Here is a 24,871-nt window from a genome sequence, read left to right on the forward strand (position 1 = left end):
ACTCACAGTGCGCGAAGGTCGATCGGCTTGCTGCGGACCCGCCATTTGTCGATTTCCACGACCAGGAGGGCAGAAGACGCTGTAACGAGCAGGAGCGCCCACTCGGAAAATGATATCGGGGAAACTTGTAGCGTCTCCCTCAGGATCGGAATGTACATGGCAGCGATATGAAGGCCCTGAGCCGCAGCGATGGAGAGTAGCAGCAGCGGGTTGGCGAGAAAGCCGAGCTGGAAGAGGGATTTGCGCTCGGAGCGGCTCGCCAAGGTCTGGAAGTTCTCGAAAAGCACGAACAACAGCAGCAGCAGATTGCGGGCTTCGCTCTCGCCATAGCCCTGTTCGAGCAGAACGTAGAACATCGCGAAGCCTCCGGCTCCCATGACGAGCGTGGACTGCCATATGCGCCGGATCATAAGCCGGTCGAAGATCGGTTCGGACGGTCTGCGTGGCGCGCGGCTAAGTTCGTCGCCTTCCGGACTTTCGCCGGCAAGGGCAATGTCCTGAATGCCATTGGTCACGAGGTTGAGCCAAAGCAACTGCACGGGAAGAAGAGGCATTGGCAAGCCGAGGGGGACTGCCAGTAGAAAGAGCAGCAATTCCGCGGCCCCTGTCGACATCAGCATGAAAATGACCTTGCGGATATTCGCATAGGCGACCCGGCCCTCCCGAATTCCGCTGACGATCGAAGCGAAGTTGTCATCGGTGATGACGATGTCGGCGCTTTCCTTGGCCACCTCCGTCCCCTTGCGCCCCATCGCCACGCCGATATGCGCGTGCTTCAGCGCCGGCGCATCGTTGACGCCGTCGCCTGTGACGGCGACGAAGTGGCCGTTGCGCGCTAGCGAGAGGACAAGTGCCAGTTTCTGCGAAGGAGCCACACGCGCGTAGACGCGGCCATTGCGAGTCAGTCTGTCGAGACTTTCCTGTCCATCTTCCTCAGCCCTGCGCACATCTTCGCCGGTGACTACCTGATCTTCGGTGAAGATCAGCCCGGCCGCGGAGCCGATGGCCGCTGCGGTCTTAGGATCGTCGCCAGTGACCATCGCCACGTCCAGGCCTGCAGAGTGGCAATCGCGAATTGCTTGCGGTACCTCAGGCCGTACCGGATCCTGCATTCCTGCAAGCCCTAGAAAGACGAGGTCGACCAGGAGATGCCGCCCAAAGCCGCCATCTGTTTCGATTGCCGTCTCGCCCTCCGCAAAGGCAAGGACTCGTAGCCCACACGCGGCCATCTCTTCCTTCTGATGGAGGAGGATATCCCGATCGATCGGCTCGCCGCGACCGGCCACGTCCATGCGGTCGGCCATGTCGATCAGGGTTTCCGCGGCGCCCTTGACGAAGATGCGAACGCTGTCGCCGTGGCGGTGAAACGAGGCCGCGTATTTGAGGTCCGGCTCGTAGGGGATTCGGGCGACAAGCGGATAGTCGTTCTCGATAGCCTCCCGCGGCAAGCCCGCCTTGTGGGCGGCCGCGAGCAATGCAATGTCGACCGTATCGCCGACGGCGGTCCAGCCATGCGCTTCCTTGACCAGGGATCCTTCGTTGGGCAGCGACGCGGCCTTGAACAAGGCAAGGGCACGTTCCCGTGCCTCCGCGGGAGGAGTTCCATCGCCCCGCATGGTGCAGGCGTCGAGATCAACACCCGTATCGCAAACGATTTCGGTGCCGTCCGGCAGGCGGATATCCGTCACAGTCAACTCGTTGAGCGTCAATGTGCCGGTCTTGTCGGTGGCGATCATCGTGCAGGAGCCAAGCGCTTCCACGGCCGGCATCCGCCGCACAATGACGTGCGCTTTCGCCATACGGCGCATGCTGATTGCCAGCGCGACCGAGATCGCTATCGGCAGGCCTTCAGGGATCGCGCTCACCGCGAGGCCGACGGACATCATGAACAATTCGTTGAGCGTCATCGCGCGGGCGACGCCGACGAGAATGAGGAGAGCCACGGCAGCCGCAACAACCAAGGCAATGAGTTGTGAGAAGCGTTCAAGTCTGATGAGCAATGGAGGCTTGGTGAGGGAAGCCTTGCCGATTTCGGCGGCGATTTTGCCGATTTCGGTCGCGCCTCCCGTCGCTGCGACTACGCCCCGTCCGCGGCCGCGTGTGACAAGTGTCCCGGCGAAAGCCATCGTGTGGGCCTCCTCCCGCGGACCTGCCGCGGCGGACAGGCCAGCCTTGTGAACTGGTGCAGATTCTCCCGTCAGCAGGGATTCGTCGCAGAGAAGATCGTTCGCGCATGTCAGCCGGACGTCAGCGGGCACGCGTCCTCCCGCCTCTAGCGTGACCAGATCGCCTGGCACCAATCGCCTTGCGTCGATCTCCTGCAAGCGCCCGTCGCGGATGACGTTCGCCTTCGGTTGTTCGAGCTTGCGCAACGCGAGTGCCGCCTTGCCGGCGGAGTGCTCCTGCACAGAGCCGACGATACCGTTTACGACGAGGACAATGCCGATGAAAAGAGCGTCCCTCACGTCGCCAAGCGCGAACGATACAAGCGTCGCGGCCAACAGGATGTAGATGAGCGGACTGCGGAACTGGCGCAAGAAGGTTGCAAGCAACGAGGGCGTTCGCGGTTCAGGAAGGGAATTCGGTCCGATTTGCGTCAGCCGCGCGTCTGCCTCTTCTTGCTTCAGTCCCGTTGGCGAGTCATCGTTTCTCTCGCGAGAAGCGGCTTCATTTAGCATTGCTGATATCACCAATTGCGCCTCTGTTGCGTGAGCCGTCAGCTCGCAGCACCTCGCGGACCGAGCAACGGCTACATGGCTGTTTGCGCCGCCAGGTCCTCGACCACCAGCTTTTCCCCTTGGCGGACGCGTTTCGCCGCCTTGGCCGCAACACTCGAGCCGAGTTCGGCCATACGGGCCACTTCCTCAGAATAGTCGAGGACTGCATTTTGCCAGAAGTTGCAGCACAAATCGAAGGCGTCGGTCACGTGTCCGGGCGACGAGATATTCTCTAGCAAGCGAAGGTTCTGTTCGCAGCGGTTCTTTCCGAATCTCAATATCTCGATCTGGTAGCGAAGAGCTGCCTTGAGCGCCTCGGCTTGAAGACGTCCGAGCGAGAATAGGGCGCTCGGACCATCAATGCGCGTCGAGTTGGGCCAGAAAAACTGCGTCATCGGATTCATACTGGTTTCCAGCATAGATCAAACTCCTTGAGGCGAGGCTTAAGTTCAGGCCAGTCGGCACAAGACTTGTTCGCGCCGACGCGGGCTAGTCGAGCATGTGGCAAAGACACTCTCGGGCGCTGCCCTCAGAGAGCAAGGCGGTGGCCTTGAGCGTCCTGGATCGTCAAGAGGTCCTCAACAGCAGTCACGCCTCGAGCCGACCAGGCCGCTCGCTCGGCCACGGCTCTCTCGCGCCGGCTTTGAACCTTCCCACGCAAGGTGACATGACTGCCGGATACTTCTACGTCGATGTTTTCGGCTTCTATCTCAGCATTGCGTTTCAGCGCCTCTCTGATGCCATGCCTGATGTCGAGCACATCCATCATGGGACGAATCCTCAGTCGGTTGTCGACACCCGTGATGCCCGTCAAGCGACGCACCAAGCTCTCTGCCGCATTACGCTGAAAATAGAAATCGACCGTTCCCTCCAGGGTCACGTAACCGTTTTCAACCTTGACCTGGATGTCCTTGAGCTCGGCAATTGCGGCTCCCCAGGTGAGAATTTTTACCACGCGGCTGGCGATTTCGTCATCGGCGGTCTTCTTGTTCTCCGGTAGCCGCACTTCGATTTCTCGGCGATTGCGCGCACGCCCTTCACCCGTTGCGCAACCCGTTCCGCAGTGTGTTTTTCCGCAAAGCTGTGAACATGGCCCGTTAAAGTGACAACGCCATCCTCGACCGTTACTCCGATGTTCGCGGCGTCTATGCTGGGTTCATATTCGAGCTCAGCCAGGATGTCCTGGCGCAGGCGAATGTCGCTCACGATCGTCTCCTTCCTCAAAACCGGCAAACACTGACTCAAGTATTGGCCATTCCCGGCTATCGGTCTTTGAGGGACATCAAAGCGCAACCGCCCTCTGGAGATTTAACTTAAACTTGGAGGTCAACCTCTTAAGGAGGGAAGATTATGCTCATCAAGGAATTGTCCCGTCGCGAATGCAGCAGCGTCATTCAGGCCGGTCATTTGGCTCGTCTTGCCTGCTGTAACGAAGGCCGGCCGTATGTCGTGCCCATCACCTATGCTTTTACGGGCAACTGCATCTACTGCTTTTCGATGCCCGGTCAGAAGATCGACTGGCTGCGCGCCAACCCGAATGTGTGCCTTCAAGTCGATGAGTTTTCAAGCGAGCGCCAGTGGAAAAGCGTGCTTGTATTCGGCCGCTATCAGGAACTGTCGCCGGAAGGGCAATGGCGGAGAGAATGCATGCATGCCTGGTCGCTTCTCGAAGCGCGGCCAAACTGGTGGGAGCCGGGCGGGCTGAAGCCCGCACCACAAGGGGTCGCCGCCTCTTCGCCGCATGTCTTCTTCTGTGTCGATATCGAAGGCATGACCGGCCGCGCCGCATACGAGGGTGAGGCATGAGGACAAATGACAAAGGCGCCGTTCGATGCGGCGCCTTTCTTCGACGTGATAGGGAAATGTTCAGTGCACCATCAACACCGGAACAACAGGTGCTTCAATCATCGCCTTGGTAACACCGCCGAATATTCTTTCGCGAAGACGAGTATGTCCGTACGCCCCCATCACGATCAGATCGGCGGAGGTATCGATGGCATGCTGGATTAGAACCTCCTCGACGCGGCGACCGGCGCTCGGAAGCCGATCGATGGTCACCATGATGCCGTGGCGAGCGAGGTAGGTGGCAACATCAGCACCCGGTTCTTCACCGTTTTTGGTCGAAGCTGCGTCCGGATCAATCAGCACGACATTCACTTCCTCGGCGCTCTCCATCAATTCCAAGGCTTCGCGGGCCGCTCGCGCCGATTCCATTGTCGAATTCCATGCGAGAAGAATCTTCTTGGGCCGCAAGGTGACGGATTGGCGATTGGTTGCGAGCAGAACCGGTCGCGCCGAATAGAAGAGCGCGCCGTCAATGGCTCGCGCGCGCAACGGAGAATCGGTCCTCAGGCCCGTGCCGATCAACGTGATGTCGGCATAGCGTGCGCGGCTGCCGACATCGTTGTCGGCCCATGCGATCTCGCAGTAGATGCCATTTGCATCGAATGAGATCTCCAGGCCCTTCAGCGTCGCCCTGGCCCTCTCCACAGCCTCGTCCAGTTGCTGTATATCCTCGGCCCGTTCGTCCAGCCAGGCGACCGACATGGCCGCATATTCTCCAAGCGGAGGCGGAGCGGCGAGCTTGACCAGGAGAACCGAAAGATGGGCATTTGCGGCCGCGCAGAGATCTGCTGCCGCTGTCAGATCATTTTCGTGCTCGTTGGCATCGGTCACCAAAAGAATTGTCTTGTAGGTCATTGCTTTCTCCTCCGATATCGATTGGCTGCTTCTTAAGCAATGTATCTCCCCGCAGCGTGGCCACATTGATCGCTGTCAAGAAGCTTCCACGGTGCGAGTCTTACGTTCCTTGGGGCTGAATTGGCCGAGCGCGGCGCGATCGCATACCCGAACTGAGCGCCGAAAAAGCGGCGCCCCATGTTTTCCGTCTGGCCTGAGTGATGTCAGCGGACCATCAACACTGGCACGATCGGGGCCTCGATCATGGCCTTCGTGACACCGCCGAAAATCATCTCGCGAAGACGTGTATGTCCGTATGCGCCGATTACGATCAGGTCGGCGGTAGTATCAATTGCATGCTCGTTGAGGACATCGTCGACCGGGCGTCCGGCGCTGGGAAGCCGATCGACAGTCACCTTAACGCCGTGGCGGGCAAGATAAGCCGCGACATCTGCGCCAGGTTCATGGCCGTTCCAGCGAGAGGCCACAGGGTCGACCAACACCACGTTTACGCCTTCGGCATTTTTCATCATGTCGAGCGCTTCGCGAGCCGCCCTTGTGGATTCGAGGCTTGAATTCCACGCCAGGAGAACCCTTTTCGGAAGCAAGGTTACCGATTGGCGACGGGGCGCAAGCAGGACCGGGCGCGCCGAATAGAAAAGGGCGCCTTCGATGGCGCGCGCCCGAAACGAGGGGTCCATGCTGGTCCCGATCAATGCAACGTCAGCGTAGCGCGCCCTCTCCCCGACCAGGTCGTCGACCCGTGCAGGCTCGGTGTATTCGCCGGCGACGTCGAACGATAATCCCACGTCCTTGAGCGTCGTTCGCACCGCCTCGACGGCCTTTTCGAGCTGTTCGAACTCCGCCGCCTGTATGTCGAGCCATGCGGCCGAGGGGCCCGCATAGTTCCCGAACCGGGGTGGAGCCGCGACCTTCACCAGCAAGACCGAGAGATGGGCATTGGCGGCGTCGCAGAGATCTGCCGCCGCTGTGAGGTCCGCTTCATATTGGCTTGCATCGAGTACGAGAAGAACTGTCTTGTAGGTCATGGCTCCGGTCTCCCCAAGCGGGTTGCATTCTGAAAAGCCAATCTACGCCAGATGGGAGCCGCGACATTGATCTTCGTCAAGAAGCCCCCGCCTAAGGCTGCAGCGGCAGTGCCGCAATCCTCAGGGTTGAATCTGTCGGATGCGGCGAAATCCCAAATCCAAACTCGCGGCACATTCTGAGCATTTTCGAATTGCCACTCAGAACGAGGCCTTCGATGCGCTGCAGACCATCGGCCGCAGCATAGTCCCTGAGATGGGTGAGGAGAGCCCAGCCAAGACCATGTCCCTGCAGGTCGGTTCTGACCAGCAAGCCAAATTCCGCGACCTCGTGATCGGGATCCGCGTAGAGCCTTGCGATGCCGGCAAGCGCGCCGCTTTCATTGTCGAGAGCGACGAAGGCCATCTCGCGTTCATAGTCGACCTGCGTGAGCCTCACCAGCATCTGGTCCCGGAAGTGCTTGCGCGATGACAGGAACCGAAATCGGATGTCCGTCGAGGACGTCTTTGCCAAAAAATCAGGGTAGAGTGCCGCGTCTGCCGGTCTGATCGGCCGCAGATGGTAAAGCCGGCCGGCGAGCGCGATTTGCTTCTCCCAATCGCTCGGATAGGGGCGGATCGCGAGATCGCGATTAGGGCCGGGGAGGTCGACGGCATGTAGGTCGATTTCGATGCGCGCGTCGAGCGCGATGACGCCCTCGGCGCTGGCGACCAGCGGATTGATATCCATCGAGAGCACGCAGGGGAAATCGACGATCATCTGGGAGAGAGCCGCGAGCGCTTTGCGGACCGCCTCTCTATCTGCGGCCGGCTGGTTGCGGAAGCCAGCGAGGAGCTTTCCGACCCGCGTCTGGTCAATCAGGTCGCCTGCGAGCACGGCGTCAAGCGGGGGAAGCGCCACCGCTGTGTCTGCGACCACTTCCACGGAAACACCGCCCGAGCCGAATAGAACGACCGGTCCGAAGATCGGATCTCGGGTGAGGCCCAGAAGCAGTTCCCACGCATGTTTTCGTTCGATCATCGGTTGCACGGCAAAACCGTCGACAGCTGCAGTCGGGTCATGCGCCTTCAGCCGCGCGACTATCGCCTCGGCAGCTTCACGAGCGGCGACGGGGGTCAGGATGTCGAGAACGACACCGCCCACATCGGATTTGTGCGTAACCGACTTCGAGATCAATTTGACCACTACCTTCGCCGCGCCTGCAAGAAGCGATCCGGCCACCGCTTCCGCCTCCTTCGGCGACGTTGCAATCACCGTTTGAGGGACGGGGATGCCGTAGGCTGCGATCACCGCCTTTGCTTCCGGTTCGTTCAGCATCCGGCGGCCTTCGGCCGCCACTTTCCGGAAAATAGATTGCACCAAGCCCCGCTCACGAGGCACTTGGCCGCTTTCGCTCGGTGGTACACGGACCAGCGTCCGCTGAGCCTTCGACCATCTGGCGAGATAGGAAGCCGCCAGGGCCACATCAAAGGGCGTATCGTAGCTCGCCAGCCCCGCCTGCTGCAACACATCGCGACCATCTCGAGCGGTTCGACCGCCCAACCAGCATGTCAGGACGGGCTTGCCAGAGATCGTCCCCGACCGCGCAAGGGAGGCGACCGCATGGGCGGCATCAAGGGGTGAGGCGAGGCCAGTCGGGCAATTCATGACGATCAGGATGTCCACGCCCGCGTCCTGAGCGACGATCTCGACCGTCGTCCTGTAGCGATCGGGCGGAGCGTCTCCGACGATATCGACGGGATTGGCGCGCGACCAATTGGTTGGCAAAATCCGATCGAGTGCGCGATCGGTTTCGGGAGAAAACTCCGCGAGCTCGCACCCGAAGTCGATCAGTCGGTCCACTGCGAGCACTCCGGCGCCGCCGCCATTGGTGACGATTGCGACACGGCTGCGCTCAAGAGGCGGAAAACGCGCGATGGTCTCGGTCGCGTCAAACAGTTCGCTGAGGCCGTCAATTCTCAAGATACCGGCACGACGAAGAGCGGCGTCGACCACCCGATCGGCCCCTGAAAGCGCGCCAGTATGCGTGGCGGCCGCCTTGGCTCCCTCAACATGCCGACCCGCCTTGATTGCGATGATCGGCTTTACCCGCGCCGCTGCTCGCGCTGCCGAGAGGAATTTCCGGGGATTGGGAATCGTCTCGAGATACATGACGATCGCCCGCGTTTCGGAATCTCCGGCAAGCAGGTCGAGAAAATCGCCAGCGTCGGCGTCGGCCATGTCACCGAGAGAGATAATCTTCGAGAAGCCCACATTGTTCTCTGCCGCCCAGTCGATCAACGAAGTCGCGATCGCGCCGGATTGCGAAAGCAGTGCTATCCCGCCTGGCTGAGGTTGCAAATGCGCGAAACTCGCATTCAGCTTCGCGGAAGGAACGATGAGGCCTACTGTGTTTGGCCCGATGATGCGAAAGAGAAAGGGTTTCGCGGCATCGAGCATCGCCTGTCTCAATCCTTGACCAGCGTTGAGACCCGCCGTGATGACCACCGCGGCGCGCGTTCCCTTAGTGCCCAGTTCATGGATCAGAGCCGGTACAGTCTGTGGTGGAGTGACAATGATGGCTAGATCTGGAACACCCGGAACGTCTGCGACTCGGCGATAGCAGTAAAGGCCCGCCACCTGGTCATGTTTCGGATTTACCGGCCAGATTTCACCCTCAAATCCAGCCGCGAGCACGTTTTCGATGATCACCCGGCCAAGCGATCCCGCGCGATTTGAGGCACCGACGATAACAACCGACTTCGGATCGATAGCGTGATGAAGGTTGCGAATGCTCATGATCTCGAGCTCCAATCTTCGTTGATCGAAGATTTCGACGCATTCCGGCCGCGCGTTGATCGCGCTCAAACAAAAAGTCCCGTTCGGGCAAGGAGCTATTCCGTGCAGCTATCTCGCCATGACATCTGGCACATCAATCCAGCAGGTCTCGGAGCCGCAACGCCAAGTCTCTGGCGGTGTAGGGTTTTTGCAGCCAGCTTCCTGCCGCCCGGCCGGCCGCACCCGGCTCGGCGTAGCCCGACGTGAACAGCATCTTTACGTCGGGTCTGAGTGCGCGAACATGCTCGGCCAATTCGCCGCCATCCATTCCGCCCGGCATTATCATGTCCGTGAAGACGAGGGAGATTTCTGGACGTTCTGAAAGCAGTTGAAGGGCCTGCGTGCCGGCCTCTGCTTCGATGACGGAATATCCAGCGTCGCGCAGTCGCGAGACCACGACGCGGCGCACCCGTGCGTCGTCCTCCACGACGAGAATCGTTTCATGACCTCTTGGCATAGGCTCAAGGGCCGCTTCTTCTCCTACGCCCGCCTCGGCAAGTTGGCTTTCTCCTTGCGCCGAAGGCAGGAAGAGACGCACGCTCGTTCCCCGATCGGGTTCACTATAAAGCTGAATATGTCCGCCGGATTGCTTGACAAAGCCGTAGACCATGCTGAGACCGAGGCCGGTCCCCGCACCGGTGCCCTTCGTTGTGTAAAACGGCTCAAAGGCATGACGCTTGACCTCTTCGGTCATCCCTACGCCCGTATCCGTGACGGCGACCAGAACGTAGTATCCCATTCGGACTTCGGGGTACATCAGGGCGTAATCGCGGTCGAGAACCGTCGTCGAAATCTCGATTGTCAGGTGGCCACCGTTCGGCATTGCGTCGCGTGCGTTCAGCCCCAAGTTCAGGAGAGTGTTCTGAAGCTGCGAGATGTCGATCAAGGCGAGGTTCGCGCTGCCGTTTACGACGGTGGACAGTTCTATGGTCTCGCCCAGGGTTCTGGTGAGCAGCTTCGAAAAATTCGAGACGAGTTCGCCAACATCCACCAGCTTCGGATTGAGCGGCTGCCGCCGACCGAATGCGAGCAATTGTGCCGTAAGCTTTGCCCCGTCGTCGGCAGCGGCCTGGGCTTCTCGCAAGAGAGCCCTCAGCTTCTTGTCCTCGAGCCGAGCTTCGATCATTTCCAGATTGCCGGCAATCACCGTCAGCAGATTGTTGAAATCATGCGCCAACCCGCCGGTGAGTTGCCCGACCGCTTCCATCTTCTGCGCTTGCCTGAGTTCTTCCTCAACACGCTGGCGGCTGGTCAAATCCCGAATGAAGCCGGTGAATATCCGCCGACCATCCGACGTCGCTTCTCCGACCGAAAGCTCCATAGGAAATGTTGTGCCGTCCTTTCGTTGGCCCGTAACGACCCGTCCAATTCCGATAATGCGCCGTTCGCCGGTGCGCAGATAGTTGTCCAGATACCGGTCATGCGCCTCTCGGTGGGGAGAGGGCATCAAGATCTTGACGTTGGATCCAACGACCTCGCTTTCAGCATATCCGAACAGGCGTTCTGCGGCTGCGCTGAAAGAGGAGATCACGCCTCTTTCATCGATCACCACCATTGCTTCGGGAACCGTATCGAGAATCGAGCGAAGATGTGCCTCGCGCGCCGCCAGATCGGCCTTAGCGCGTCTAAGATTGGTGATGTCGCTGTCGGTCTGATCGACCATATAGCGGTTCCTCTCTCCATTCGGCTCGGCGGGCTTCAAGCACTGGCGGCTGCATAACGCGCGGGCGCTATACGCGAGGGCACCCATTGCCCGCTTTCGTCGCCGTCCGCGAGTGATCGAAGGGTCTCCATCTTCAATACCGTGATCGAGCGCCGTTCCGGTGCCGCGATGACGCCGCTTGTTGCAAACTTCGTTATAGTGCGGGATACCGTTTCGATTGTCATGCCGAGATAATCGGCGATGTCGAGTCGCGTCATGGGAAGGTCGACGACCGAAGTCCGCTGGGAATTCTCAGTCCGCCTCATCATCAGGAAGAAGTTTGCAAGCTTTTCCTCGGCGCTCCGGCGGGAAAGAAGGACGGCCTGATCCTGCGCGGCAGTCATTTCGTCACGCAATCTTGCGAAGAGTTGCTGCTGCAAGTTTGAATGCCGCGCCACTTCGTCTTCGAAACGGCGGCGAGGGAAGCGGCGAAGCTGCACTAGGGAGATCGCCTCGACCGTGTAGAGATAACGCTCCTTAAGCGACACCCCGAGCAGATCTCCGGGGCGCAAGAAGCCTACGATAATTCGCCGACCGTCGCCGAGCAGCCGCAACGCGCGCAGCATTCCATCCGCGACCTCGAAGACATCAGCGGCCTCATCGCCCTCCCAGAAGATGGCCCGACCGGGCTCAAACCTTTCGATTGGCTGCCGATGAAATAGGGAAGATAGGTCCGTTACTGGCACTGTCAGGCCGCATATCGCTGCAGTGCGATGATCCTGCATTGCGACGACTTGAACGCTCATGACCTCTCTCCTCATCCTTTCGTGATGGGAAGAGTCTGAAGGTCAAGCCGTAATCTCATGACGACACGCGTGCAAAAATCGGTGCGATAATGTAACAAAGTGTAACGGCGCATGGAGGGAAACGGCGCGGTTCGGAGTTGATGAATGGCGAACGCACGGACCTTGCCCGAGCACATTCTCGTGGTCGATGACGACGCGAGAATCCGGCAGATGCTCGCGCGGTACTTCGAAGAGGAAGGATACCGCGTCAGCCTGGCCGGCGACGGTTTCGAGATGCGCGAGTGCCTCGACAAAGAGACAATCGACATCATTCTGCTCGACCTTGTGCTGCCTGGCGAGGATGGATTGGCACTTGCGCGCGGCATACGCGCGCGCTCGGACGTGCCTTTGATAATGTTGACTGGTCGCAATGACGTTGTCGACCGGGTGGTCGGGCTGGAGGTGGGTGCCGACGACTACATTGCCAAACCCTTCCACCTGCGGGAGGTATTGGCACGCATCCGGGGCGTCCTTCGTCGCCGCCAGCCGCAGCAATCGCAGAGCGTTCGCGAAACGCCGTCAGCGGAAGTGTACTGTTTCGAAGGACTGCGCCTTGACATTGATCGACGCCAATTGGTCGCCGCCGACGACGGGAGGGAAGTCCCTCTGACGACCGGTGAGTTCGACATGCTATGCGTACTTGTGAAGCATGCGGGCCGCGTGCTGCAACGCGAATTGTTGATGGATTTAACGAGAGGTCGAAACTTTGAGGCTTTCGATCGTACCATCGACGCGCAGATTGCTCGCCTAAGGCGCAAAATTGAGCGTGATGCTACCCGCCCCGCTCTCATCAAGTCGGTTAGGGGCGTTGGATACGTCTTTAGCGCGAGGGTGACTCGCCATCGCTCCTAGCTCCCCCGGTTCGCAGTGGCACACGGACGAGCTCGGGTCTCAGCCTAAGTCAGGACTATTGAACAGGTATGAGGATGCCGCGGCCCTCTCGGCGCGAGGTGGCGATGGAACTTGGCCAGTCTGTTGGGTCGAGTGCAGCAACGCGAATGAACCCGCAATTGTATTTGCGGGCGACCACTGTGAAATACGCGAGAAGCGCGTTGGCCACGCCACGCGTGTCCGCCGCGCTTGTAATGATAAAGACCGGCACGTCGAGCATTCTCCCGTATGTTTCGTTCTGCACTGGGCGCATGATGCAGATCCCGGCGATATAACCAAGCGGGTTCTCTGCGGTCACTATTCCTTCTGGTGAGCACACTCGGGTGACGGTGGCTGCGCAGAATTCGCGCCATCCCTGCAAGTCGAAGTGACAGCCGGCTGCGTCGACCAGCCGGTACGCTTTGTCGAATTGATGCCGTTTGATCGGACCCACGGCGTAGGTAACAGCCATGTTGCTCTCCATCAGAAATGCATCTCAGCGAAAAACCGTCGCCCCATTAGAGGACAGGCTCCGCCGCCGGCCACGCGTAACTGTCGCAAACCTGCGATCGTCGCATTGAGAGGCATTTTCCGGGAGCCGAGGTGGGCCGTCATTGATGCTCATCAAAGCCGGCGCGTCGTATTTGTCGTTCAATTCCTAACGCACTGCTGCGCAAAGGTCGCAGTTCCTGCGCAACTCAAAGTGACGGGGCATGCCATGTCCACCAGTCTCCGGGGCCGCAGCGTCCTGACGCTCGACGAATTCACTTCAAGGGAGATCGGGTTCCTGTTGCAACTCGCCGCCGAGTTGAAGGCCGACAAGCGAAGTGGCATTGAAATCCCACGGCTCAATGGCAAGAATATCGCGCTTGTCAGCGAGGACGATTCTATCGGGACTCTCCTCGGATCAGAAATTGCAGCCTATGATCAAGGCGCGCGCGTCGTCAGTCTCACGCTCCCCGCGAGCCATCCGGGGCGTTGCGGATCGATCAAGGACACGGCCCGCGTGCTCGGCAGGATCTATGACGCTATCGAATATTGCGGCCACGCTCGGACCCTGAAGGAGCTGGCGGCACATGCCCACGTGCCTGTCTGCAATGGCTTTACCGATGAATCCCTGCCAATACAGGCATTGGCAGATTTGCTGACGATGCAGGAAGTGGCGGACAAGGCGCTGCCGGAAGTCACGACCGCATTCCTGGGCGACGGCCGCTGTGCTATTGCCGGGTCACTGGCCATCGGAGCGGCCAAGCTCGGCATGGACTTCCGCATTGTCTCGCCGCCAATCTTCTGGCCCGCTTCGTCCTTCATCGACGAACTGGCGTCGGAAGCGCACAAGAACGGCGGCAAGTTCACGGTCCTGGAACACGTCGGCGCCGGAGTGTTGGGCGCCGATTTCGTCTACACGGCTTCGTGGCTGGGAGAGCAGGAGGCGGGTTGGGCCGAGCGCATCAGGCTGCTGGCGCCTTTCGGCGTCAAGGCCAATGTCATGGATGCGACCGACAATCCAAATTGCAAGTTCATGCATTGCTTGCCTGCCTTCCACGATAGCAGCTCGAAGGCCGGCGCCCGTGTTGCGAAGCAGTTCGGCCTCGACTGCATGGAAGTCTCGGATGCGATCTTTGAATCGAAAGCGTCCGTGGTGTTCGACCAAGCGGAAAACCGGATGCATACGGTCAAGGCCATTTTTGTCGCGACCATTGGGGGCCCGAGACCAGTGGGCGAGATAGAGGCCGACGACGACTAGCCGAGACGATCCCTTAGTTTGCGGCTAAGGGCCCGTTGAGGGCCTCTAACCAGTGTTGCGGATCCATAGGCTTGAAGCCAACGAGCGGCTTGACGAGAGGCAGGCACTTCTCACAGATATCAGCGTAGGTTGCTACGGGCGCAAGTTCGGTTTGACCACTGGCGCGCGATACCCTCGTGGAACCAGTTTACCGCCCCGAAGGCGAGGACCACGAGGAATGCGGCCACCAGGCCGTAGTCCTGCGGCACGCCGAGCAGAAGCGCAGCGCTGCCGCCGATGATTGCCCAAAGCGCAGGGATCAAGAGGAGCCATCGCGCGACGCGCCAAGATCCCAGCAGCAGGATTCCGATCGTGAAGATCGTGGTCGGGCAGGGTGCGACGCCGAACACAGGCACCGCTGGGTAGATGTGGCCGAATAGCCACCCGAGAGCCTGATAGAGCAGGATCGCGTAAGCGGCGAGTGCAAGTCCGGCGACCGTGCGAACATCATTCGAGGGCGCCAATCGGAAAATGGGCGAGACAAGTGGAGCGGCAGCGAGGAGCAGCGCTTGGAGGACGAACACCGCGCCGAAGAGCCGAGCAGCGGGATTGATGCTGGTGAAGAATGACCAATGGTAGCCCACGCCGTTGACAAGCCACATAAGCGCCAGGATCGCCATAATCAGCACGGTGGAGGTCCGGGACCGCCAGAATAGGAGACCGAGCGCTGTAAGGCCGAGAACGTAAGCGACCGCGGGCAGCGGTGAGATCGCGGCATTATAGGCGGCGAAGACCTGGAAGAACTGCTCCTCAGTGAACGGCATGGCATGCCCTCCGATGCGGAAACACCTCAGCATCGCCCACATTGCGGTCACCAACATTGAGCCAGGTCATGTGAATGGAGAAGTTTTCCTGAAGCAAGTCGCGTCCACTCCTCAGCGCAGATCGGGGCGACTTTCCGCAAAACGCAGATCGGCGGCAAGAAGCTAAAGGCCTGCACGACGTGGCGGCCTACTCGGTGCATGGCGAAATCGAACGTCAAAGGCCCGACGAAGCGACCAAGAGATTGTCCGACCGAGCCGAAAGGCGGTTGACCAACATTAGAAGTTGGGAGGTTCTAGCCGCGTCGACGTATCTTTGATCCGCATCAAGTCGCCCGCCTGCGCAAATGTGCATGCTTAGCCATGCCATCTTTTCAAATCAGGTCTGTGACCATGGCGATTGAACCGACCATCCGCTTTCATGGGGCAGCCGGGACCGTTACGGGTTCCTGCCAACTCGTCGAATTCGGTGCGACGAAGATCCTGGTCGACTGCGGCCTGTTTCAAGGGTCAAAGACGGAGAAGGAACTGAACTACCGTCCCTTTCCCTTCAACCCTAAGGCGATCGACGCCGTCATCCTGACGCATGCGCATATCGACCATTCCGGCCTGCTGCCGAAGCTTGTCAGGCTTGGCTACGACGGCCCGATCTTCGCGACGCCCGCGACCACCGACCTATGCTCCGTCATGCTGGCGGACTCCGCCCACATTCAGGAGAGCGAAGTCGATCAGCTTAATCGCCGCAATTTGCGCCGCGGCCGGGATCCTGTGACGCCGATTTACATCGCGCGCGACGCCGCTGCCGCGATCACACTATTTCGGCAGGTGCGTCTTGGCTCTTGGGAGAAGGCTGGCGAGGGAGTTCGCTTCCGTTTCTGGAATGCCGGCCACCTGCTCGGATCTGCCTCGGTCGAGATGGAGATCGGTACCGGGCCGTCGCCGTTGCGCCTGCTGTTTTCCGGCGACATCGGGCCGCGGCACAAGCTCCTGCAGTTTGATGCGAAAGCACCTAGCGGCTGGGACTATGTCATCTGCGAGAGCACCTATGGCAATGTCGAGCGCGAGGAAGCGGACGATGCCGCTCGACGTCACATCCTGCGTTCCGAGGTGTTGACTGCAGTGCATCCGAATGGCGCTCTTCTCATCCCCTCTTTCGCCGTGGAACGGACGCAGGAACTGCTAACCGATCTCGTCTATCTAATGGAGACGGGTGCCGTCCCGAAATGCCCAATCATCATTGACTCTCCGCTCGCGACCCGTGCGAGCGAGATATTCCACAGACACGCCCGCGAGCTTGAGAACGGGGATGCTCTAATTCGGGGATTAGAGTCGAAGAACGTTCGCTTTACCGAAACGGCGGAGCAATCCAAGGCGGTCGACCTCATCAGGGGCTTCCATATTATCATCGCTGCGAGCGGAATGTGCGAGGCCGGGCGCATTCGGCATCGCTTGAAAAATTGGCTCTGGAGAGATGAGGCGACCGTCCTGTTGGTCGGGTACCAGGCGAACGGCACCCTGGGGCGCCTCCTTGAAGACGGTGCCTCGGTCGTGCGCATTCAGGGGGAAGATATCAGCGTCCGAGCTCGGATCAGGAAGCTCGACATCTATAGTGGCCATGCCGACGGCGCAGAGCTTGCCGACTGGGTAGGGGCGCGGCAGCCGATCAGCGCTGGTGTCTTTCTCGTCCACGGAGAAGACGAGGCACTTCAAGGCCTCAGGGAACGTCTGTCCACCTCCCTACCAGAAGATCGCCTGATCCGGCCTAGATTGGACAGCGCATTCCGTCTTGGCTGGCAGGGCGCAGTTGAGATTTCCGGAGCGGTCGCCCCGCCTCGCATCGATCCCGTACGGGCAGGAAGGACGGATTGGCACAACGATTTCCAGAAGCTCGTCCTCGATCTTCAGGACGAATTGGCCAAAGCCGCGGACGATAAGGCACGCGGTGTCGTGATCCGACGGTTGCGCCGTGCCCTGCAGGAAGAAGCATGAGACGCCGAGCCGGACTATAAGCCGAGAGCAGGGGAGCACGGGTTTGGCATCATGCCGGCCTGACGAGTGCTCCACGATCCTGATCCGCGTCGATCGACTGACAGGCAGTCATGAATGCCGCGAATTGATGCGCGTCAATGCATCGGCGGGCAAAACCGGCTGAAGTTCCGCCATCAACCCATGGAGCGCGACGATGCTCAAGATCTCGAGCCTGCTGGTTCTAGCTGCTCTTTTCGATGCCTTCGGAGGGACCGCCGAAGCGACTGGCATCGGCGCGGATGTGTCCGAGATATTAGAGCGGGTGCGACCGGCGGTCGTCAGCATCCGAACCGTCAGCAGTGGGATCTTCAGAAGCGAGCTGCTCGAAGATCCGAATGTACGGAAGGTCCTCGGTCTTCCCGATGAGGTATTCATCGTTCAAACTGGGGCGATCGCGACAGGGTCCGGCGTGATTATCGATCCGGGCGGCTACATCGTTACCAGCCGCCACCTGGTTGCCGATGCCGATGATGTGTCCGTGACGCTCGCGGATGGACGGATTTTCCAGGCCGATAGGGTAGGGGAGGATGCGCCGACCGACCTCGCCGTGGTTAAGATCGATGCCTCAAAACTCGCTGCGCTCAAGTGGGGAAATTCATCCGAACTAAAGGTCGGTGATTTTGTGGTCGCGGTAGGCAGTCCTTTCGGGCTGACGCAGACGGCGACCTTCGGCATCGTGAGCGGCTTGGGCCGCTCGGGGCTGGGTGCCGATGAATACCAGGATTACATCCAGACCGACGCGGCCATCAATCCGGGGAATTCCGGCGGAGCGCTCGTCAATGTCTCTGGCGAGTTGATCGGCATCGCCCGCGGGGTCGCCGCTCCAGATCAAGCGAGCACCGGCATCGGCTTTGCAATTCCGTCGAATATCGTGGCGCAGATCGTCCGCGAGCTGATCGCCTACGGAGAATACAAGCGTGGCTGGCTCGGCCTTTCGGTAACGGCCGCCCCGGATGCGCAAGACGGGAGTGCCACTCAGCCGCAAGGGCTTATCGTGACCGAGCTCGCCTGCAATTCGCCGGCGGAGCGGCAAGGCGTACGCCTTGGAGATGTGATCATGGCCCTGGACGACCGGGCATTGCCGACGGAGTCAGCCTTCAGGAATGCGATCAGCCTGCTTCCAGCGAACGCCCGCATCACACTCGATATCCGTCGGGGAGAAGCGTCGCAGAAGCTGAGCGTGACGCTCTCTGATCCGGCCGCTGATCGCGACGCCTCTGACCAAGGCTCAGTCGTCGTTGAGTTTCCATACGCGAGCGGCTCAACGGCTTGTGCGCCGTCGGGACCGGTCCTCGTCGATGTTGCGCCCGGCAGCACCGCCTATTCGGTCGGGCTGAGGACCGGCGACTACCTGACGGCCATCAACGGCAAACCGCCCGTGTCAGCCGATCAAATCGGAAGCGTCCTGGAGGGCACGGAAGGCGGTGCTTCCATCGACATCCTGCGCGCAGGAACCGCATACCGCGTCGATGTTCAATAGCGGCAAGCAGGCCGTTCACATCCGGCAAGTTGCCTTTGCCCGGAGCTAGGGGAATGCCAGGAATGATCGCTGATAGTTGGAACAATTGCCGGCGAATTCCGGCATACACATGACGTTTGTCTGCTGCTCGTCTGGATCTGGTTCACGGATCACCGATCAATAGAGCGTCCGCACCTCGGGAAGGTGATGGCCTCTACGCCGCGCGGCGATCGAGACTGGGACCACGCAGCTGAGACAGCCATTGAAAGCGACGCTGCAGCACCAGCGGCTAGCGCTCGGTGATAGCGACCCCATCCTTAATCCGATCGCTCGGGTAAAGAATGACGCGATCTCCAGGTAAAAGACCTTCTCGGATTTCGACTGCGAGGCTGTTCCTCTGACCGACGCCGACGGGGCGCAGTTGCGCGCGTCCCTCTGCGGCGACGAAGACGGCCCAATCTTCGCGTTGCCGGAACAAGGCGCCAAGCGGCAGCCTGAGGACTTCGCCTTCGAACAGGATGACCCGCACGTCGACGCGATAACCGTGCCCGAGCGAACGCCATCGTTCCGGTGGATCGGCAAAATCCAGGACGACATCGACCCGCTGCTCCTCGATGCCGAGGGCCGATATCTTGGTTTGACCGAAAGGCTCGATGCGTTGCACGACAGCCTTGAGATCTTCTCCGCCCCAGCCGGTGACAAGCGCTTGCTGGCGTGGCTTGATCCGGACCGCATCCTCCGAGAGGAGATTGGCCACGATTTCCAGATCCGTAGGATCACCGATGTCGAGCAATGGCGTTCCTGCCTCAACGACGCCTTCGCTGCGGCGCATGACATGCAGGACGACGCCGCTGACCGGCGCCGTCACGGCGACGCATTCGCACGCACCGCTGCGACTCCTGATCTCCTGGCGCGACAAGAGCCGCGACCGGGCTTGATGAAGCTCGTGCTCGCGCACTTTCAGACCAGCTTCGGCCGTAGCGAGATTAGCTTGTGCGACGCTATAGGCACGCTCCGCATCTTCCAGGGAGCGCTGCGAGATCGTCCTGCGCTCGATCAGCATGCGGGCGCGCGCGCGCTCTCCCTCGGCAAAGGTCAGGTCGGCCTTGGCCTTGTTGAGTTCGGCGGCGGCGAGATTATGCGCGGCCCGAGCTGCCTCGACCGCCGCCTGCAGCTCCGCCTCCGTGCGCGCGTCGAGAAACGCGGGCGCAGCGGGCTCGATCTGCGCGAGCAAGGTTTCGCCGGCCTTGATGACGTCGCCGGGCTCGGCGGTGATGCGTTGCAACTGACCACGCAACGGCGCGTGAAGTGTGTAGACGTCGCGCACCCGCGTCTCGCCCTCCTCGTCGATCGTCACGCGCAACGTTCCGGTCTCAGCAACGGCGAGGTCGACCTGAAAAGGCTGCGGGCGCAGCGCATAGGCGACGCCGACCACGAGCAGGATCAGTAAGCTGCCCCAGATGGCCAATCTGCGCTTCGCGACGCTCACGGCTACTCCCTTGTCTTCAGCACGGCGATCAGATCCAGGCGATCGAGCCGCCGGCGCACGACTGCAGCGCAAATCAGCGTGGCCGTCAGCGCGATCAGGCCTGCCTCGCCGTAGGTCGCATCCCGCAGCACCAGCGGCACGCGGTAGAGTTCCGTCTCGAAGGCACTCGTCATGTACCACGCGAGGCCGTAGCCGATCGCCGCGCCAAGCGGAATCGCAATCCAGGTGAGAATGCCGACTTCTCCGAGGAGAATGTAGGAGATCTCCCAGCGGCTGAAGCCGAGGACACGCAGTGTCGCGAGTTCGCGGGCCCGTTCAGAAAGCGCAATGCGGATCGAGTTATAAGTGACGCCGACGGAGAGCGTCACCGAGAAGGCGACGAAGAAACCGATGAAAATGAAGATCGTCTCGCCCATGGTCTTGTAGAAGGTGTCGATTGCAGCCTGGCGGAAAAGAACGGAGGCGATGTTCGGGATGTCCTTCAGTCTCTTCAGTAGGTTCTCGCGGCTTCGGGCATCGACACGGATGTGCAGGCCGCTCACGACGCGGCCATCGTCGGCGATGCGATTGAGCGCGGCCATGTCCATGTAGGCCGGCGTGCCGAGATAGGTTTCGAAAATCTGCGTCACCGGCAGGCTTACTCGGGCCTGGCGGTCTTCCAGGAGTTCGACGGCGACGGTGTCGCCGGCCCTGACGTTCAGAAGTTCGGCGAGCTTGCGCGAGATCATGACCCCGCCCGGAGGAACCTCAACGCGGCCGCGCTCGACGTCGAAGACGGGACTGAGGACGGCGCCGGCCGGAACGCCGATGATTCCCTGACGCTCGACGATATGCCCGTGGCTGATGCGCGCCGATGCATGGCGATAAGGTTCCGCCGACAGGACGCCAGGCAGATTCTCGAAGTCTGTCACTGTGTCGACGGGCTGCAGGTCGTTGAAGGCAATAGTAGCGTCCTGGTGCTGCCCACGCTCGAAAGCCGTTTCGGCGAGGGAGTCGATAGCGTCTACCCATTGCAGTGCCATGATCAAGACAGCCATAGACATTGCAAGTCCCAGGCTGGCGAGGAAAGCCCTGACTGGCCACCTGATGATGCGCCGTAAGATCATGCGCGACGGTTCGTCGAGCGCGCCGGCAAGAGCCGTTCGTGAAGCCCAGCTACGGCGATAGATCGGCGGGGAAGGTGGGAGCATTGCTTCCGCAGGCGGAAGGCTGACAGCGCGATGCACGGCGGCGAGGCTGCCGGCAAGCGCCGCACCGAGGCTGATCGCACCGGCGATGACGAAGCCGGCAGGCCCTGGACGATAGAGCAGAAACGGAAAGCGATAGAACTTGGTGTAGAGTTCCGTATTCCAGTGGCCGAGCCAGGCACCGAGCAACGATCCGATCAGGACGCCAATCGTGCCGATGACGAGCACCATCTTGGCGTAATGCCAGCCGATTGCCAGATTGCCGTAGCCAAAAGCCTTCAGGAGCCCGATCTCGCGGCGCTCCGTCTCGATCAGCCGTGCCATCACCATGTTGGTCAGGAACGCCGCGACTGCCAGGAAGATCGTCGGCATGATCCGGGACATATTCTTCTGCTGGGCGATTTCGCTTTCCAGAAACCAGTTCGAGGTCTGGTCGGCGCGATCATAGGCACCGATGCCGCCGAATGGAGCCAGGATGCCGTCGAGCCGCTGAATGACGTCCTTTTCGTCTGTGCCGGGCAGGAGGCTGAGGCTCACGCTGTTGAATGAGGCTTTAAGGTCGAATGCGGCGGCCAGCGCATCATGGCCCATCCACAGGATCCCGAAACGCTCGTCGTCCGGCATCAAGCCGCCGGGAGCGATCGCATAGACGAATTCAGGGCTAAGGGCGGTACCGACGACGTGCAACGTGCGTTTGCGCCCCCTCAAGACTGCTTCGAACGTGTCGCCGGGCTTCAAGCGGTGGGCTTCCGCGAAGGGCTCGCTTACGACCACCTCGTTCGGGCGCGTCGGGTCAATCAGGCGACCTCTCCGGATTACCAGCGCGTTCAGTAGCTCAGGGCCCCGCTCGGGCAGCGACAGCAATTGGGCAACGACCGGCTCGGCAAAGCCCGGCATGTCGAGAATAGCGCCTTCGACGATGCGCGTTTCGGCGAGGCGCACACCTGGGATTTCCGCGATGTCGCGGCCAAGATGTTCGGGCACACGCTTTGCCTGAGCAAACACATCAGCAAAGCGCGTCCTCTCGTAGTAGGCGGCGGTCGTTTCCTCGAGCGCCTCGATTGTCGTCAGCGCCATGATGAGCAGGGCGGTGCCGGAGGCGATCACCAGCGCGATGGCAAGAACCTGGGCCTTCAGCCTCCAGAGTTCACGAAGCAGCTTTCGATCGAGACTGCTCATCATGCTCACCAGGCGAGTTCGCCGGGGGCGCGCTGGACGGCGTTCTGCCGCATTTCGACGATGCGCCCATCGGCAAAGTAGAGCACGCGATTGGCGATCTCGGCAATAACGGCGTTGTGGGTGATGAGCGCCGTGGTTGTGCCAAGCTCGCGATTGATCTTGAGGATTGCCTCGAGCACCAGGATTCCCGTCTTGCTGTCGAGTGCGCCCGTTGGCTCGTCGCAGAGAAGCAGATCGGGGCGCTTGGCGATGGCGCGGGCGATGGCGACGCGCTGCTGTTCGCCACCGGAAAGTTGCGCCGGGAAATGATCGAGCCTGTCGCCGAGGCCGACGATCGAAAGTGCTTCAACCGGTGACATCGGATTTCTAGCGATCTCCGTCACCAGGGAGACGTTTTCGCGCGCGGTCAAGCTGGGGATCAGATTGTAGAATTGGAAAACGAAGCCAACATGATCTCGGCGGTAGAGGTTGAGGGCGCGTTCACTATCCATCCTGAGGGGCTGGCCGCGAAACATGACGGTGCCCCGCGTGGGTGTATCGAGTCCGCCCAATATATTGAGCAATGTCGATTTGCCGCTGCCGGATGGCCCCAGAAGAACCACCAGTTCGCTCTCACGAAACTCCACGTCCACCCCGCGCAGGGCGTGAACTTCTACCGCACCCATCCGATAAATCTTGGTGAGCTCGTGTGCCTCAAGGGCAATGGCCGATGCCTCGTTCTCCACGACAAGCTCCTCGGAATGCCGACCCGCCGTTGTGCCGTTGTGTTGCTGTTCCTCGCTCAATCCAGTGGATTCCGAAATGCACCGCGAGATCTCAGGAGCGTGAACTTTAACAGATCCTTTGCCATTCGGGGGTGACGTGGGCGCGCTGCGGCCGAGCTGCCTGGGAAACAGCCTCCGGTGCGCATCTCTAGTCAATCGCTGTGAGAAGCCTCCCGCCCGCAAAACGAGTCAAAACTATTGCGAACGGGGAAGGCGGGGATGGTCAAGCGGACTTGATCTGGATCTTGCGCTCGTTCTGCTGCGCTTCCTGGGTCTTCGGCAGGGTTACCGACAGAACGCCCTTCGAGAAATTTGCAACAATCTTTTCTGCATCGACTCCATCTGGCATCCGGAACGTCCGCTGGAACGAGCCATAGCGGCGCTCAGAGTGGACATATTCCTTCTTCTTCTCCTCTTTCTCCTCCTGTTTCTCGCCTCGGATGGTCAGGATCCCGTTGGAGATGGTGACCTCTATGTCCTTTTCTTCCATCCCCGGCAGTTCACAGGTGATCTCGTAGCTATTTTCTGTCTCCGCCAGATCAACGGCCGGCGCCACGTCCAGGTCTGACAGCCGCGGCACCCGACGCATGAGAGCGGAAGCCAACGGGCGATGCCACAGGTTTGGAGCGAAGTCGTCGAACAGCCGGTCGATTTCGGATCTGAGGCTCTCGAAGGGGGGCCACGACTCCGCACGACGCTCGACGCCTTTTTCTTCCGACTTGATGGGCAGTTTGGTTGCAGGTTCAGCCATGGCTGGTTTCCTCCTTCAAAGCGGTGGCTCCAGGCTCGTCTCACCGCTGGTTGCTCGATGGGCGCGGCCGCAAGCCAGTCTGGCCGACTTCTCCCGGCGCTTCTCCGCCGGTCGCCACCCCAGATGAGATCATTAAACCGCTGTGCTGCGGCAGCCTCATTGATCGGCGTCAAAGACCGGGGTGATCTGTAGAAGCCGGAAGCACCGAGGTTTCCGGCCTTCCTCATTCTTTCCCAGTCAGCACAACACTCGAAAGCCGCCTCGGCCCTATCTGGATGGGTGATTTGCCGGGCCCATGTTGACGTCATTCCTTAAAACCTGATCGTGGGGCATCGCCAAATCCGTGTCGACGATCTGCTGAATGTCGGTAGTCCAACCAGAGGAGAGCCGCGACATCAGGCATGTTGTGGCTCATACGCGCTGTCGATCTATGAGCGCACGCTGCCTGCAAAAGCGTCCGCTGCGTCCTTGGCCATCCGGTTTACGCTCCAGCGTGCGTATATCGAGCCAAGCAGCGGGCCGAGAAACTTTGCCGCAAACGTCGCCGGATAATCATAGTCGATGAACACCCGGAGCCGCGAGGCTTTGCCCAGAGTGCTGATCTCGAATCCCATCCGGTAGGCACCGATGACGCGGAGGTTCGGGCGGCCCCGCGTCTCCCATACCTTGCGACGGGGTGGCTGCCGCTCGATTATCACTTCTTCGATCGAAAGCACGAGACCAAGTATGGTGCCCCGCATCTTGATAACGGAGCCGACAGCATGGCCTTTGCCGTCGTCGAACTCGTACGAGATGCTCCCGCCGAGCATCATTATCGAAGGCTTCTGCATGTGCGAGCCGAGACTCGCCG

At 60.4% G+C, this 24,871-nt stretch carries 19 protein-coding genes and 1 pseudogene; 5 read left to right on the top strand and 15 right to left on the bottom strand.

Annotated features, from left to right (window positions below; translation table 11 throughout):
* Nucleotides 1–2 precede the first annotated feature (2 nt).
* The 3 genes and pseudogenes from ATB98_RS06465 to ATB98_RS06475 all read right to left on the bottom strand — a co-directional run bounded on the left by ATB98_RS06465 (nucleotide 3) and on the right by ATB98_RS06475 (nucleotide 3,926).
* Nucleotides 3–2,678, bottom strand: a complete 2,676-nt coding sequence (locus ATB98_RS06465) for a cation-translocating P-type ATPase (RefSeq protein WP_066870782.1) — start codon at nucleotides 2,676–2,678, stop codon at nucleotides 3–5.
* A 71-nt stretch (nucleotides 2,679–2,749) separates the two neighbouring features.
* Nucleotides 2,750–3,136, bottom strand: a complete 387-nt coding sequence (locus ATB98_RS06470; RefSeq protein ID WP_066870785.1) for a hypothetical protein — start codon at nucleotides 3,134–3,136, stop codon at nucleotides 2,750–2,752.
* A 110-nt stretch (nucleotides 3,137–3,246) separates the two neighbouring features.
* Nucleotides 3,247–3,926: pseudogene (locus tag ATB98_RS06475) on the bottom strand (BON domain-containing protein).
* Between the two features lie 141 nt (nucleotides 3,927–4,067).
* Between ATB98_RS06475 and ATB98_RS06480 the strand changes: the two are divergent.
* Nucleotides 4,068–4,523: a pyridoxamine 5'-phosphate oxidase family protein gene (locus ATB98_RS06480; protein ID WP_066870787.1), complete on the top strand. Its 456-nt coding sequence runs from the start codon at nucleotides 4,068–4,070 to the stop codon at nucleotides 4,521–4,523.
* Nucleotides 4,524–4,583: 60 nt separating this feature from the next.
* Here ATB98_RS06480 and ATB98_RS06485 read toward each other — a convergent pair whose 3' ends face one another.
* The 5 genes from ATB98_RS06485 to ATB98_RS06505 form a co-directional block, all read right to left on the bottom strand.
* Nucleotides 4,584–5,417 (bottom strand): universal stress protein, encoded by an 834-nt coding sequence (locus ATB98_RS06485; protein WP_066870789.1) that lies wholly within the window; start codon nucleotides 5,415–5,417, stop codon nucleotides 4,584–4,586.
* Nucleotides 5,418–5,620: 203 nt separating this feature from the next.
* Complete coding sequence (locus tag ATB98_RS06490) at nucleotides 5,621–6,445, bottom strand: universal stress protein (protein WP_066870796.1); 825 nt, start codon at nucleotides 6,443–6,445, stop codon at nucleotides 5,621–5,623.
* A gap of 91 nt (nucleotides 6,446–6,536) precedes the next feature.
* Nucleotides 6,537–9,221, bottom strand: a complete 2,685-nt coding sequence (locus ATB98_RS06495; RefSeq protein ID WP_066870954.1) for a bifunctional acetate--CoA ligase family protein/GNAT family N-acetyltransferase — start codon at nucleotides 9,219–9,221, stop codon at nucleotides 6,537–6,539.
* Between the two features lie 133 nt (nucleotides 9,222–9,354).
* On the bottom strand, nucleotides 9,355–10,923 hold the full coding sequence (locus ATB98_RS06500; protein WP_066870798.1) for a PAS domain S-box protein: 1,569 nt from the start codon (nucleotides 10,921–10,923) through the stop codon (nucleotides 9,355–9,357).
* A 35-nt stretch (nucleotides 10,924–10,958) separates the two neighbouring features.
* Nucleotides 10,959–11,708 carry a Crp/Fnr family transcriptional regulator gene (locus tag ATB98_RS06505; RefSeq protein WP_066870800.1) on the bottom strand — a complete coding sequence of 250 codons (750 nt, stop codon included), beginning with the start codon at nucleotides 11,706–11,708 and terminating at the stop codon, nucleotides 10,959–10,961.
* A gap of 144 nt (nucleotides 11,709–11,852) precedes the next feature.
* Here ATB98_RS06505 and ATB98_RS06510 point away from each other — a divergent pair, with 144 nt between their 5' ends.
* Nucleotides 11,853–12,599, top strand: coding sequence for a response regulator (locus tag ATB98_RS06510; protein WP_066870803.1), 747 nt, complete (start codon nucleotides 11,853–11,855; stop codon nucleotides 12,597–12,599).
* A gap of 55 nt (nucleotides 12,600–12,654) precedes the next feature.
* Here ATB98_RS06510 and ATB98_RS06515 read toward each other — a convergent pair whose 3' ends face one another.
* Nucleotides 12,655–13,101, bottom strand: a complete 447-nt coding sequence (locus tag ATB98_RS06515) for a hypothetical protein (protein ID WP_066870809.1) — start codon at nucleotides 13,099–13,101, stop codon at nucleotides 12,655–12,657.
* Nucleotides 13,102–13,335: 234 nt separating this feature from the next.
* On the opposite strand from ATB98_RS06515, the gene ATB98_RS06520 reads away from it, so the two are divergent.
* A complete protein-coding gene (locus ATB98_RS06520) occupies nucleotides 13,336–14,364 on the top strand; it encodes a Rossmann-fold NAD(P)-binding domain-containing protein (RefSeq protein ID WP_066870811.1) in 1,029 nt (342 codons plus the stop codon).
* Between the two features lie 119 nt (nucleotides 14,365–14,483).
* Here the strand turns inward: ATB98_RS06520 and ATB98_RS29650 are convergent, their stop codons facing one another.
* Nucleotides 14,484–15,224 (bottom strand): DUF6064 family protein, encoded by a 741-nt coding sequence (locus ATB98_RS29650; protein WP_066870814.1) that lies wholly within the window; start codon nucleotides 15,222–15,224, stop codon nucleotides 14,484–14,486.
* A 333-nt stretch (nucleotides 15,225–15,557) separates the two neighbouring features.
* Between ATB98_RS29650 and ATB98_RS06530 the strand changes: the two genes are divergently transcribed.
* Both ATB98_RS06530 and ATB98_RS06535 read left to right on the top strand, forming a co-directional pair.
* Nucleotides 15,558–17,153 carry an MBL fold metallo-hydrolase RNA specificity domain-containing protein gene (locus tag ATB98_RS06530; RefSeq protein WP_066870956.1) on the top strand — a complete coding sequence of 532 codons (1,596 nt, stop codon included), beginning with the start codon at nucleotides 15,558–15,560 and terminating at the stop codon, nucleotides 17,151–17,153.
* A 193-nt stretch (nucleotides 17,154–17,346) separates the two neighbouring features.
* Nucleotides 17,347–18,672, top strand: a complete 1,326-nt coding sequence (locus tag ATB98_RS06535; RefSeq protein WP_066870818.1) for a trypsin-like peptidase domain-containing protein — start codon at nucleotides 17,347–17,349, stop codon at nucleotides 18,670–18,672.
* Nucleotides 18,673–18,940: 268 nt separating this feature from the next.
* On the opposite strand, the gene ATB98_RS06540 is transcribed toward ATB98_RS06535, so the two are convergent.
* The 5 genes from ATB98_RS06540 to ATB98_RS06560 all read right to left on the bottom strand — a co-directional run bounded on the left by ATB98_RS06540 (nucleotide 18,941) and on the right by ATB98_RS06560 (nucleotide 24,833).
* Nucleotides 18,941–20,140 (bottom strand): efflux RND transporter periplasmic adaptor subunit, encoded by a 1,200-nt coding sequence (locus ATB98_RS06540; RefSeq protein ID WP_066870823.1) that lies wholly within the window; start codon nucleotides 20,138–20,140, stop codon nucleotides 18,941–18,943.
* Between the two features lie 2 nt (nucleotides 20,141–20,142).
* Nucleotides 20,143–22,506 carry an ABC transporter permease gene (locus ATB98_RS06545; protein ID WP_066870963.1) on the bottom strand — a complete coding sequence of 788 codons (2,364 nt, stop codon included), beginning with the start codon at nucleotides 22,504–22,506 and terminating at the stop codon, nucleotides 20,143–20,145.
* Between the two features lie 5 nt (nucleotides 22,507–22,511).
* Nucleotides 22,512–23,231: an ABC transporter ATP-binding protein gene (locus ATB98_RS06550; RefSeq protein WP_066870960.1), complete on the bottom strand. Its 720-nt coding sequence runs from the start codon at nucleotides 23,229–23,231 to the stop codon at nucleotides 22,512–22,514.
* Between the two features lie 262 nt (nucleotides 23,232–23,493).
* Nucleotides 23,494–24,021, bottom strand: a complete 528-nt coding sequence (locus tag ATB98_RS06555; protein WP_066870826.1) for an Hsp20/alpha crystallin family protein — start codon at nucleotides 24,019–24,021, stop codon at nucleotides 23,494–23,496.
* Between the two features lie 428 nt (nucleotides 24,022–24,449).
* Nucleotides 24,450–24,833: an SRPBCC family protein gene (locus ATB98_RS06560; RefSeq protein ID WP_234781875.1), complete on the bottom strand. Its 384-nt coding sequence runs from the start codon at nucleotides 24,831–24,833 to the stop codon at nucleotides 24,450–24,452.
* Nucleotides 24,834–24,871 lie beyond the last annotated feature (38 nt).

It is taken from the genome of Sinorhizobium saheli, from assembly GCF_001651875.1.
GTDB lineage: Bacteria > Pseudomonadota > Alphaproteobacteria > Rhizobiales > Rhizobiaceae > Sinorhizobium > Sinorhizobium saheli.